Here is a 12,368-nt window from a genome sequence, read left to right on the forward strand (position 1 = left end):
CCCCGCGAGGGGCGGCGGCGGATCGGCCGCCGGGACCGGGACCCGGTCGTCCGTTGGGCCTAGCCCGTATGGGGCGCCGGACCGGGGCCGGTGGCCCAGGCCTGCGGGTCCGTCCAGGCGGCGAGGGTGCGGCGGGTGTCGAAGCGGCGCTCCCGGCCGGTCAGCGGGTCGGTGAACTCGACCACCGAGGCGAGGAGTTGGAGCGGGCTGCGGAAGTCGTCCGGGGCCGGTTCGGGCAGCACCACCGGATACACCGGGTCACCGAGGATCGGCACGCCGAGGCCGCACATGTGCAGCCGCAGCTGGTGGGTGCGCCCGCTCAGCGGCCGCAGCCGGTAGTGGGCCAGGCCGTCGCGGCGTTCCAGCAGGTCGATCCGGCTCTCGCTGTTCGGCGGCGCGTCGAGCTCCCGGGCCGCGATCACCCCGCGCTCCTTGAGGATGTGGCTGCGCACGGTGCGCGGCAGCTCCAGCGCCGGGTCGTACGGGGCGATCGCCTGGTACTCCTTGCGCACCAACCGGTCGCTGAACAGAGTCTGGTAGGCGCCGCGTTCCTCGGGCCGCACCACGAACATGGCCAGCCCCGCGGTGAGCCGGTCGAGCCGGTGCGCGGGGCTGAGGGCGGGCAGGTCGAGACTGTGCCGCAGCCGGGACAGGGCCGTCTCGACGACGTGCCGGCCGCGCGGGGTGGTGGCCAGGAAGTGCGGCTTGTCGACGACGACCAGGTGCTCGTCGCGGTGCAGCACCTCCAGCTCGAACGGGACGCGGACCTCCTCGGGGAGGTCCCGGTAGAACCACAGGTGCGCGCCGGGCCGGAACGGCTCGTCCGGGGCGACCGGGCCGTGCTCGCCGACGATCTCGCGGCCGCCCAGCGCCGCGTCGATCCGCGCGGCGGCCACGGCCGGCAGCCGCTCGACCAGGTAGGCGCGGACGGTCGGCCAGGGGCCCTCGGGCGGCAGCCGCAGGTGCACCGGGTCCACACCGTGGCGCTGCGGGAGGGGGGAGGCCGGGCGGCGGCTCTTGCGTCTCATCTCCCGGCCAGCGTAGTCCGCCCGCCCGGGGCGGCCTCGGCCGAGGTCCCCGAGGTCCCCGAGTTGCCCGAGGTCCCCGAGGTCCCCGAGGTCCCCGAGGTCCCCGAGTTGCCCGAGTTGCCCGAGCAGCCCCGGGCCCCCGAGGTGCCGCTCACGGGGAGTGCGGAGCACAGTGGACGGTAGGTCGCCAATCCGCCGGGAGCAGCCGGGAGGACGTGTGAGCGCAGACGGCCCGGACGGTGTGCCGCCGCTGCACCTGCCGCGGCGCACCCGGATGCTGTTGGTCGGCGCCTTCGGGCTGCTGGTCGCCGCCGTGGTGGCCGACCTGGTGACCGGACCGGGGACGACCCTCTCCCCCGTCCTGGCCGTCGCGCCAGTCCTGGCCGGGGCGACCACCCGCAGCGCCCGGGTGCCGCTGGCCGCCGGGGGCATCGCCGTCGTGGCGGTCGGGCTGCTGGAGACCACCAACACCGAACTGCCGGCCGAGGTGCACATCACCGCGCTGATCACGGTGCTCGCGGCGACCCTGGCCAGCGCCGCCAACGTCGTCCTGGTCGCGGCCCGGGAGCGGGAGCTGTTCCACGTCCGGACGGTCGCCGAGGCGGCGCAGCGGGCCCTGCTGCGCCCTCCGCCGGAGCGGATCGGGCGGCTGCGCACCGCGGTGCGCTACGTCGCGGCGGCGGCCGAGGCACGCATCGGCGGGGACCTGTACGCGGTGGTCGACACCCGCTACGGCACCCGGATCCTGCTCGGGGACGTGCAGGGGCACGGGCTGCCGGCGGTGGAGACGGCGGCCGACGTTCTGGGGGTGTTCCGCGAGGCGGCCCGGACGGAGCCCGATCTCGGGCGGCTGGCCGAGCGGCTGGACGCGGCGCTCGCCGCCCGGCCGGACGAGGGGCGCTTCGCCACCGCGCTGCTGCTCACCGTGCCCGCGGAGCAGGGACCGGTCGGCGTGGTCAACTGCGGGCACCCGCCCCCGCTGCTGCGCCGCGCGGGCCGGGTGCGCGCGCTGACGCCGGCGTACGCCGCGCCGCCGCTCGGGCTGCGGGGGCTGACCGGTGACGGGTACCCGACGGGCGGCTTCGAGCCGTTGCCGGGGGACCTGCTGCTCCTGTACACCGACGGCATCACCGAGGCCCGCAACGCCGAGGGGCGGTTCTACCCGCTGGAGGAGCGGCTGCCGGGGCTGCCCGCGGGGAGCCCGGCGGACCTGCTGGAGGACCTGCTCGCGGACGTCGACGGCTGGGTCGGCGACGCCGGGCTGACGGACGACGCGGCGCTGCTGGCGCTCCGCTGGGAGCACTGACGGGCGGAGGGCGGACGGGCGGAGGGCGGACGGGCAGGCGGGAGCAGTGACGGCCCGGCCGATTGTCAGTGCCGTGTGCAAGGCTTCGCACACGGTCGGTGAGGGGCCGGCCGGGTAGCGATCGTCGGAGGGAGAGCGCCATGGGGGCCAAGGCCAGCGGGTCGTTCGAGCTGACCAGCTTCGAACCGGTGGAGACGGAGGAGCGCGAGGGTGCGTCCTTCGGGCGGGTCCGGATCTCCAAGAACTTCACGGGCGGGCTGAGCGGCACCAGCGAGGTGCGGATGCTCTCCGTCGCGGGCCCCTCGGGCGGCCCGGCGTCGTACGTCGCGGTGGAGCACGTGACGGGCGAACTGGACGGGCGGAAGGGTTCGTTCGTGCTCCAGCACGCGGCGTGGGACACCGGCGGGACGACCATACGCGTGGTGCCGGGCACCGGGTCGGGCGAGTTGGCCGGGCTCACCGGCGAGTTCCGCCTGACCGTCGACGAGGCCGGCACCCACACCTACGTCCTGGAGCACGAGCTGGGCTGATCATCTGGTGTCCGCCTGGTCTCCGCCGCGTACCGCGCGCCGCACGCACCGGGCTGCCGTCCGCGCTGTCACGATGATGCGATCAGTGCACGATCGACATCGGAGGGTGGCGCATGCCCGGTACGACGATGACGGCGGACGGCACGCCGGTCGCGGTGCTGGCCGCGAACGCGGTCACGGCTCAGGTCACGACTCAGGTCCCGGCGCCGGTCACGGTCGAGGAGGTGGTCGGTCGGCTGCGGGAGATCGGGAAGGGCCTGCCCCCGGCGGACGGGGTGGCGGTCTTCAACCGGCTCTACCTCACCGTCACGGAGGCCGTCCGCGACCGGCTCGCCGGCTCGTACTTCGCCGATCCGGCGGCGATGGCCGAGCTGGACACGGTGTTCGCCGGGCGCTACCTGCTGGCCGTGGCCGCCGACGCGGCCGGGCAGGAGCCGCCCGCCTGCTGGCGTCCGCTGTTCGCGCTGCGCGCCCACCCGGGGGTGCACCCGCTGCAGTTCGCGCTGGCCGGGATGAACGCCCACATCCAGCACGACCTGCCGCTCGCCGTCGTGGACACCTGCCTGCGGCGGGGCTGCGAGCCTGCCGGGCTCGCGGCGGACTACCACCGGATCAACGGCCTGCTGGCGGAGGTGGAGACGACCGTCCGGGAGCAGCTGATGCCAGGCCCCGACCTGCTGGAACGCGCCGAGCCGCTCACCCACCTGCTCGGCGTCTGGTCGGTGGAGGCCGCCCGCGAGGGGGCGTGGTCCGCCGTCCAGGCGCTCTGGGAGCTGCGCACGGTGCCGGCCGCCGCGCGCGCCTTCGCCGCCGCCCTGGACTGCTCGGCCGGCCTGCTCGGCCACGCCCTGCTGCTCCCGCTCGGCCCGCACCCCGCACCGGACGCGGGCTGCTGCTGCTCACCACACGCGCCGGACGCCCCCCGCACGGCGGCCGGCCGGCTCCCCGAGGCGAGGAACCGGCCGGCCGGTGAAGGAGCGGGCGCTCGGGCCCGGCCCGATCAGGCCCAGCTGGAGTGCAGCGGCTTGCCCTCGGCGTAGCCGGCCGCGCTCTGGATGCCGACGATCGCCTTCTCCTGGAACTCCTCCAGGGTGTTGGCGCCCGCGTAGGTGCAGGAGCTGCGCACACCGGCCACGATCGAGTCGATCAGGTCCTCGACGCCCGGGCGGGCCGGGTCGACGAACATCCGGGAGTGCGAGATGCCCTCCTCGAACAGCGCCTTGCGGGCCCGGTCGTACGAGGAGTCCTGGGCGGTGCGGTTGCTCACCGCACGGGCCGAGGCCATGCCGAAGCTCTCCTTGTACTGGCGGCCGTCGGCGGCGGTCTGCAGGTCGCCCGGGGACTCGTAGGTGCCGGCGAACCAGGAGCCGATCATCACGTTGGAGGCGCCGGCGGCCAGTGCCATCGCGACGTCGCGCGGGTGGCGGACGCCGCCGTCGGCCCACACGTGCTTGCCGAGCCGGCGCGCCTCGGCGGCGCACTCCAGCACGGCGGAGAACTGCGGGCGGCCGACGCCGGTCATCATCCGGGTGGTGCACATGGCGCCGGGGCCGACGCCGACCTTGAGGATGTCGGCGCCCGCCTCGACCAGGTCGCGGACACCGGCGGCGGAGACCACGTTGCCGGCCACGATCGGGATCCGCGGGTCGAGGCCGCGCACCGCGCGCAGCGCGCTGATCATCGATTCCTGGTGGCCGTGCGCGGTGTCCACGACCAGCACGTCGGCGCCGGCGTCGATCAGGGCCTTGGCCTTGCCGGCCACGTCGCCGTTGATGCCGACGGTGGCGGCGATCCGCAGCTTGCCGGCGGCGTCCACGGCCGGGGTGTACAGGGTGGCGCGCAGCGCGCCCTTGCGGGTGAGGATGCCGACGAGCCGGCCCTCGGCGTCGACGACCGGGGCGAGCTTGCGGTGCGCCTCGGTGAGCTTGTCGAAGGCGGTGCGCGGGTCGATGCCCTCGTCCAGGAGCAGCAGGTCGCGGGACATCACGTCGGCGAGGCTGGTGAAGCGGTCCACGCCCTGGCAGTCGGAGTCGGTGACGACGCCGACCGGCTTGCCGTCCTCGACGACCACGAGGGCGCCGTGCGCGCGCTTGGGCAGCAGCGACAGCGCCTCGGCGACGGTGGCGCCCGGGGCGAGGGTGATCGGGGTGTCGTGCACCAGGTGGCGCTGCTTGACCCAGGAGACGACCTCGGCGATGACCTCGGTGGGGATGTCCTGCGGGATGGCGACCAGGCCGCCGCGGCGGGCGACGGTCTCGGCCATCCGGCGGCCCGCGATGGCGGTCATGTTGGCGACGACCAGCGGGATGGTGGTGCCGGTGCCGTCGTTCGAGGAGAGGTCGACCGCCTGCCGGGAGCCCACGGCGGAACGGCTGGGGACCATGAAGACGTCGTCGTACGTGAGGTCGTACGAGGGCTTGAGGTCGTTCAGGAAGCGCATGAAGGGGGCTCTCTGGCTGGGAGAAATTACACCTCGGGTGCGGTTGCGGCACTGCCGCCGGGCGCACTCGGGCGCCCGGCACCCAGCATTCGATTCTCCGGGACGGTGGGATCAAAAGCCAGTTCGAGGCCCTTTGCTGGCACTGTGTACAAACCATGATCAATGCTCCGCGCGTAGACTTGGACGATCATCCAAGGCCGGCGGTTTTCGCCCCGGCCAGGGCCACTCCCGTAGCATTCACGCGGTAACGGCGAGGCGAGCGGGAAGCGGCGACAGGCAATGACGGCGGGCGTGGACATCAAGCAGGACCAGAGCGGCACGGACACCGGGGAGGAGATCGACTACGGTCCCGGCCTCGACCCCGAGCGGCTGCGGCTCTGCCTGGACGTGCTCGCCGAGCTCGACCAGCTGCACGTCGACCACCCGGACGCGATCACCGTCCGCCAGGCCGTCGGCGGCATATTCCGGACGCTCAAGCAGCGCCGCCGCCAGGAGACCCGGGCCCGCAAGACCGCCAACGACCGCGAGGTCACCGCGCGCACCGCCACCGGCGCCCCCACCCGGATCGACGACGAGACCGCCGGCGCCTTCGGCCTGACCACCGTCACCAGCACCGAGATCGCCGGCATCCTGGAGCGGCCCCGCTCCTGCTACACGTGCAAGCAGCGGTACGTCGAGGTCGACGCCTTCTACCACAACCTCTGCCAGGACTGCGCCGTCAAGAACCGGGCCCACCGGGACGCCCGCGCCGACCTCACCGGCAAGCGCGCGCTGCTCACCGGCGGCCGGGCCAAGATCGGCATGTACATCGCGCTGATGCTGCTGCGCGACGGCGCCCACACCACCATCACCACGCGCTTCCCCAACGACGCCATCCGCCGCTTCACCGCGATGCCGGACAGCGCCGAGTGGATCCACCGCCTCAAGGTCGTCGGCATCGACCTGCGCGACCCGGCCCAGGTCATGGCGCTCGCCGACGAGGTCGCCGCCGACGGCCCGCTGGACATCCTGATCAACAACGCCGCGCAGACCGTGCGCCGCCCGCCGGAGTCCTACCGCGAGCTGATCGCCGCCGAGTCCGCGCCGCTGCCGGCCGGCGAGCTGCCGCAGGCCACCACCATCGGCCGCTTCGGCAGCGGCAGCGTCGACCTGCCTGCCCTCCCCCACCAGGCGAGCGGCGACGCGCAGCGGATGGCCGCCGAGGACGTCACCTCGCTCGCGCTCGTCACCGGCTCCGCCACCCCCGCCCGGATCGAGGCCGGCACCGCGATCGACGCCGGCGGGCTGGTGCCCGACCTCGCGCCCACCAACAGCTGGGTGCAGACCGTCCAGGAGGTCGGCCCGGTCGAGCTGCTGGAGGTCCAGCTCTGCAACTCCACCGCGCCGTTCATCCTGATCAGCCAGCTGCGCCCGGCGATGGCCGCCTCCGCCTCCCGCCGCAAGTACGTGGTCAACGTCTCCGCGATGGAGGGCGTGTTCCAGCGCGGCTACAAGGGCGCCGGCCACCCGCACACCAACATGGCCAAGGCCGCGCTCAACATGCTCACCCGCACCAGCGCGCACGAGATGTTCGAGACCGACGGCATCCTGATGACCGCCGTCGACACCGGTTGGATCACCGACGAGCGGCCGCACCCGGACAAGATGCGGCTGGCCGACGAGGGCTTCCACGCCCCGCTCGACCTGGTCGACGGCGCGGCCCGGGTGTACGACCCGATCGTCCGCGGCGAGCTCGGCGAGGACCTGTACGGCTGCTTCCTGAAGGACTACGAGCGCTCCAACTGGTAGTCCCCGATCCTGGCGAGGACCCCCGCGAAGGAGATGGCGAATTGACCACCGCACCGCTGCTCGGCGCCGGAATCATCGTGCCCACCGGGGACGGCCGGGTGCTGATCGGCCGGCGCACCACCGCCGGCGAGCCGCCGACCTGGAGCCTGCCCGGCGGAAAGGTCGATCCCGGCGAGTCCTTCGAGCAGACGGCGGCCCGCGAACTCGCCGAGGAGACCGGCATCGTGCTGCCCGCCGAGGAGATGCGGGTGCTCGCCCTCCTGCTCGACCACGAGCTCGGCCGGCCCCGGCTGACCGCCGCCGTGCTGGCGCCGCCGAGCCTGGCCGAGGCGGTCGTCACCGAGCCGCACGCCTGCGGCGGCTGGGAGCGCGTCGCGGTGGACGCGCTGCCGGAGCCGATGTTCTACCCGTCCTCGCTGGTCCTCGGCAGCTGGCTGCCGGAACGGCCCTCGGTGGTCCGGGCCGGAACGACCGGGTACCCCGTCACCCGCTGAGGGCGACGGGGTACGCCGGCGGCGCCCGGACGCCGAGAGAGCCCCCCGGGCGGCCCGTGCCGAACGGCGACGGACCGTCAGCCGTTGCGGGCGGCCTCGGGGCCGGTGATCCGCTTCAGCAGCGGCAGCGTCGAGGCGATGATCCCGACCGAGGCCACCACACCGAGGGCGACGAAGCCGAAGTACACCGCGCCCGGCGACACCAGGTGGTAGTCCATCTGGGAGCTGAGGAACAGGGCCGAGGCGGCGAGGGCCGCGCCGATCGAGATCACCGCCACCGACAGCAGCGGCAGCACGCTCTCCAGCGCGATCACCCGCTGGAGCAGGCGCAGCGGCGAGCCGGTGAGCCGCAGCATCGCGAACGGCCGCCTGCGGTCGGAGAGTCCGGCCACCACGCTGACCGCGAGGCTGCACCCGGCGATCGGGAGCGTGGTCAGCAGCACCACGTTCGCCAACTGCCGCCAGCCGGCGAGCCGTTGCTGGCCTTCGGTGGCCCAGTCGCCGACCGTGTGGGCGTCGTGGTCGGGCCATGCCGCGGTGAACACCGTCCGGACCTGCTCCTTCGCCGCCGTCGATCCGTCGGTCGTGGCGTAGAGCAGCTGGACCGGGAGCTTCGCGACCTCCTCCGCGGAGACCGGGGCGGCGGGCCACTCGGCGTCCGGGCGCGAGGTGAGGTTGAGGAACTCGCGCGACGGGACGGCCGCCACGACCGCCCCGGCCGCGCAGTGGCCGACCACCGGGACCTCGGCGAGGTCCGCGCAGGACACCAGGCCGGGGGTGAGGAGCGGGGCGCCCGGGCGGGGGCCCGCCGGGATCCTGCCGAGGCCGGCCGGATTGGTGTGGAGCACCGCGAGGCCCTGGAGGCCCGGCACGGCGCGCGCCTGCGCCAGGACCTGTTCCGGCACCGCGTCCGCCAGTTGCTCGCCGGCCCGGTAGACGCCCTGCACCACGGCCGCGCGGGACGGCTGGTCGCCGTCCAGCGAGCCGCGGTTGGCGTTGATCGTGCCGATGACGCAGACCGTCGACGTGGTGACGAACAGCGCCAGGATCAGGCCGCTGACCGCGCGGAACCCGGCCTTCGGGTCGTCCGCGAGCCGGCGCACCGCGATCAGCGTGGCCGGACGGCTGGTGCGGCGGGCGACCGTACGGGCGGCCGCCATGGTCAGCCACGGCCCGGCGATCACCAGGCCGAGCATCACCAGCAGGAACCCGGGCAGGTAGGCCGCCGCCTGTCCGTTCCCGGTGGCCGGGCGGCGGCCGAGGAAGTACGCCAGCTCCGCGAGCCCGGCCAGCAGCGGGACCAGCCGCCAGGCCCGGGGCGGTCGCGGGGTGACCCGACGGCTGACGCCCAGCGGGGAGACGGTGACCCGGCGCAGCGCGAGCCGGGCCGCCACCGCCGAGGCCAGCGGCACGGCCAGGACGGTGCCCAGCACCTGGAGACCGGTCAGGCGCAGGTCGTCGAGGTGGAAGCGGCCGCCGGTGAAGGGCACGTCGGCCACCAGCGGGCGCAGCGCCAGGTAGAGGCCGAAGCCGGCGGCCGTACCGGCCACCGCGGCGACGGTGGACTCGACCGCGGCGATCACCGAGATCTGCCGCGGGGTGGCACCGACCAGCCGCATCGCGGCGAACCGCTGCTCCCGGGTGGCGGCGGACAGGCGGGTCGCGGTGCCGATGAAGATCAGCACCGGGAAGATCATCGCACTGCCCACCACCGACAGGATGAGCGTCATCGCGTCACCCCGGATGCCCCGGCTCAGGCAGTCGCCGTTCCCGCACTCGGGCCGGGTGGTGGCGATGGTGGTCACGGCGACGGCCCGGGGCGCGGCCTCGACCTCGCCGACCGTCCGGCCGACGACCACGGCCAGCGTGTCCGGGGAGGGCATCGCCGAGTCGTCCAGGGTGCCGGCCATCCGGCCCGGGAAGCGGTCGCCGAGCTCGACGGCCGGGACGGTGCGCAGCAGCGCGGCCAGTGCCGGGGAGGCGTAGTACTCGCCGGGGGCCGGCAGCCGGTCGAGCCCCGGCGGGACGGGCGAGGTCGGCCCGGTCGCGGCGACGTCGATCTCGCGGATCTCCGAGCCGTCGTAGTAGTCGTTGTGGGGCCGCCACCACAGCGGGTCGACCTGCGCGCTCTCGGTCCGGCTCCGGGCCCCGGAGTCGAGCCAGACCTGGCGCTGGTTGGCGCGGTCGATCGCGTTCATGCTGGCGAGCGTGGACAGCAGCAGCCCGACCCCGATCGCCACCGCCGCCGCGATCATCAGCAGTCGGGCGACCGCCTCCCGGCCGCCGCTGACCGCCAGCCGGAGCGAGAACCGGATCACGGGGCCACCGACCCGGCTCCGGCACCGGCACCGGCACCGGCGGAGAGCGTTCGGGCCTGGCCGTCGCGGACGATCGCCTCGCGGTCGGCGTAGGCGGCGACCCGCGGCTCGTGGGTGACCAGGATGACGGTGGTGCCCTGCTCCCGGGCCGAGCCGACCATCAGGTCCATCACCTGCTCGCCGGTCAGCGAGTCCAGCGCGCCGGTCGGCTCGTCGGCGAACAGCACCTGCGGCCGGGCCACCAGGCCCCGGGCCAGCGCCACGCGCTGCGCCTGACCACCCGACAGTTCGCCGGAGCGGCGCCGCTCCATGCCGTCCAGGCCCAGCCGGGAGAACCACGGCCGGGCCTGCGCCAGCGCCTCCGCGCGGCGCACGCCGTTCAGCAGCAGCGGCAGCGCCACGTTCTCCTCCGCCGTCAACTCCGGGACGAGCTGGCCGAACTGGAAGACGAAGCCGAACTTGTCGCGGCGCAGGGCGCTGCGCCCCGCCTCGTTCAGGGTGTCCAGGCGCCGCCCGTCGAACAGCACCTCGCCCGCGTCGGGCACCAGGATGCCGGCCAGGCAGTGCAGTAACGTCGACTTCCCCGAGCCGCTCGGGCCCATGACGGCGAGCACCTCGCCGGCCTCGACGGACAGGCTCGCCCCACGCAGGGCGGGGGTTTCACCGAAGGACAGGGTGACGTCGCGGGCCTCGATCACGGCGGTCATGAGCGCACCGCCTCGGCGAGCGCGTCCAGGCGGGCGGCGGTGAGGTCGATCCAGCGCAGGTCGGCGTCCAGGTGGAACAGGCCGTGGTCGGCGAGCAGGGCGTCCACCAGGGCACCGGTGCGGCGCAGTTCGGTGAGTTCGCGCATCCGGCGCAGGTGGGCGGCGCGCTGGGTGTCCAGGTACTCCTCGGCGTCGCGGCCGAGCATCAGGGCCAGTACCACCTTGGTGAACAGCACGCTCTGCAGGTTGGGTTCGGGCGCGACCGGATCCCGGAGCCAGGTCTCGAACTCCGTCACCCCCGCGTCGGTGATCACGTAGCGCTTGCGTTCGGGTCCGTCGCCGGGCTCCGCCTCGCCCGCGACCACCTTGCCGTCCCGGGCCAGTCGGCCGAGGGTCGCGTACACCTGTCCGTACGGGAGGGGCTTGCCGCGGCCGAAGAGGGAGTCGTAGTCGCGCTTGAGGTCGTAGCCATGGCTCGGCTCTCGCTCCAGCAGCCCCAGCAGGGTCAAAGGAACACTCATGGGCGAGACCATACCCCACGCGTATACTCCGAGTGTATAGCTGGCGAGAATACGGCCCCTGCCTGCGGAAACATCGTCAGAACCCGTGCGAGAACCGGTCAGAGGCGAGCCGGAAGCGAGCCAGAAGCCGGTCAGGACGCGGTCGGAAGCCCGGCGGAGACACCGTCAGCCGGGTGCGGGCGGGCAGGAGGCAGCCCCACGCTCACCCCCTGCACCGCACCACGGCCCGGCACCCCCACGGTCAACCGGGCCAAGCCGTCCCCTGGCACGAAGGATGCGGCCGGACCCCAGCCTGCCCGCCCGCCCGGCCGCTGCCGAGGGCCGAACGTCCCGGGTGCGCGAAGGGGCGCCGGGCGTCCGCGTGCCCGGGCGCGACCCGGAACGCGACCGGCGCGCGGCGGCGCCGTCCGCAGGTCCCGGTGGTACGAGCCCGCACGACTCTTGTGCGCGGGCGGCCACCGGGTGGAAATTGGGTGAAGAAACCCCGCGACCCCACCAGCGCGCCGCCCCAACCCCCCTGAGGAGCCGTCGACGTGTCCAGCACACCCCGCCCCGCCCGGCCCTCGTCGCGCCCGCCGCGAACCGGCCGCCGGCTGCGGCGGGCCTTCGGTGCCCGGCACGAACCGCTGGTCCGGCCCGTCGACCGGGCCCGCGCCCGGGCCTGGCTGCTGAGCACCCTCGGGGCCCTGCTCTCCCTCGCCTTCGCCACCGGCAGCGCCCTGCTCGCCTACCACGCCACCGCACCCCAGGCCGACAGCGACCGCCTGCGCCTCCACAAGGTCGACGCCGTGGTGCTCACCCTCCCCGACCACGGCTCCGGTGCCGGCTCCGGAGCCGGAGGGCGCTTCGGCGCCGGCTACAGCACCCGCGTCGAGGCCGAGGCCGCCTGGACCTACCCCGACGGCCAGCCGCACACCGGCACCGTCCAGGCCCCCCGTACCGCCGTCACCGGCACCGTCGTCCCCGTCTGGGTCGACCCCGCCGGCGCCCTCTCCTCACCCCCGACCAACCGCGCCGCCGTCGCCGTCTCCGCCGTCTGCACCGGCGCCGGGGCCCTCCTCGCCCTCCTGGCCCTGCTCACCCTCGCGCTGCGCCTTCGCCTGCACGTCCTCGACCGCCGCGCCGACGAGGCCTGGACCCAGGGCTGGGCCCGCCTCGAACCCCTCTGGAGCGGCCGCGCCGGGCACCGCCAGGACGACTGACCCACGAGAGAGAAGCGGCGAGCGGAGGAACGCG

At 74.6% G+C, this 12,368-nt stretch carries 11 protein-coding genes; 6 read left to right on the top strand and 5 right to left on the bottom strand.

Going from position 1 to position 12,368, the window contains the following annotated elements:
• Positions 1-59: 59 nt before the first annotated feature.
• Positions 60-1,028 (bottom strand): pseudouridine synthase, encoded by a 969-nt coding sequence (locus OG556_RS04870; protein WP_371516027.1) that lies wholly within the window; start codon positions 1,026-1,028, stop codon positions 60-62.
• Positions 1,029-1,245: 217 nt separating this feature from the next.
• Here OG556_RS04870 and OG556_RS04875 point away from each other — a divergent pair, with 217 nt between their 5' ends.
• From OG556_RS04875 to OG556_RS04885, 3 genes are all read left to right on the top strand, one after another.
• Positions 1,246-2,334, top strand: a complete 1,089-nt coding sequence (locus OG556_RS04875) for a PP2C family protein-serine/threonine phosphatase (RefSeq protein WP_371516028.1) — start codon at positions 1,246-1,248, stop codon at positions 2,332-2,334.
• Between the two features lie 140 nt (positions 2,335-2,474).
• Positions 2,475-2,864, top strand: a complete 390-nt coding sequence (locus OG556_RS04880) for a DUF3224 domain-containing protein (protein ID WP_371516029.1) — start codon at positions 2,475-2,477, stop codon at positions 2,862-2,864.
• 113 nt (positions 2,865-2,977) lie between these two features.
• Positions 2,978-3,904, top strand: coding sequence for a DUF5995 family protein (locus tag OG556_RS04885; RefSeq protein ID WP_371516030.1), 927 nt, complete (start codon positions 2,978-2,980; stop codon positions 3,902-3,904).
• Here the strand turns inward: OG556_RS04885 and OG556_RS04890 are convergent.
• Positions 3,865-5,304: a GuaB1 family IMP dehydrogenase-related protein gene (locus OG556_RS04890; protein ID WP_363623589.1), complete on the bottom strand. Its 1,440-nt coding sequence runs from the start codon at positions 5,302-5,304 to the stop codon at positions 3,865-3,867. The two genes, OG556_RS04885 and OG556_RS04890, sit on opposite strands and share 40 nt — an antisense overlap.
• Before the next feature lie 279 nt (positions 5,305-5,583).
• Here OG556_RS04890 and OG556_RS04895 point away from each other — a divergent pair, with 279 nt between their 5' ends.
• Entirely contained in the window at positions 5,584-7,092 is a 1,509-nt protein-coding gene (locus OG556_RS04895; protein WP_371516031.1) for an SDR family NAD(P)-dependent oxidoreductase, read from the top strand.
• Positions 7,093-7,133: 41 nt separating this feature from the next.
• The gene (locus OG556_RS04900) at positions 7,134-7,586 is read left to right on the top strand and encodes an NUDIX hydrolase (RefSeq protein WP_371516032.1); all 453 of its coding nucleotides are present in this window, start codon (positions 7,134-7,136) and stop codon (positions 7,584-7,586) included.
• A gap of 77 nt (positions 7,587-7,663) precedes the next feature.
• Here the strand turns inward: OG556_RS04900 and OG556_RS04905 are convergent, their stop codons facing one another.
• Genes OG556_RS04905 through OG556_RS04915 form a run of 3 tightly spaced genes read right to left on the bottom strand, consistent with a single transcriptional unit; the run spans position 7,664 to position 11,132 of the window.
• Entirely contained in the window at positions 7,664-9,904 is a 2,241-nt protein-coding gene (locus OG556_RS04905; RefSeq protein ID WP_371516033.1) for an FtsX-like permease family protein, read from the bottom strand.
• Positions 9,901-10,611, bottom strand: a complete 711-nt coding sequence (locus OG556_RS04910; RefSeq protein ID WP_371516034.1) for an ABC transporter ATP-binding protein — start codon at positions 10,609-10,611, stop codon at positions 9,901-9,903. The genes OG556_RS04905 and OG556_RS04910 overlap by 4 nt, the downstream gene beginning before the upstream one ends.
• On the bottom strand, positions 10,608-11,132 hold the full coding sequence (locus OG556_RS04915; RefSeq protein WP_063346498.1) for a PadR family transcriptional regulator: 525 nt from the start codon (positions 11,130-11,132) through the stop codon (positions 10,608-10,610). The genes OG556_RS04910 and OG556_RS04915 overlap by 4 nt, the downstream gene beginning before the upstream one ends.
• Positions 11,133-11,665: 533 nt before the next feature.
• Between OG556_RS04915 and OG556_RS04920 the strand changes: the two genes are divergently transcribed.
• Positions 11,666-12,334 (top strand): hypothetical protein, encoded by a 669-nt coding sequence (locus OG556_RS04920; RefSeq protein WP_371516035.1) that lies wholly within the window; start codon positions 11,666-11,668, stop codon positions 12,332-12,334.
• Positions 12,335-12,368: the final 34 nt, after the last annotated feature.

Source organism: Kitasatospora sp. NBC_01300 (genome assembly GCF_041435235.1).
GTDB lineage: Bacteria > Actinomycetota > Actinomycetes > Streptomycetales > Streptomycetaceae > Kitasatospora.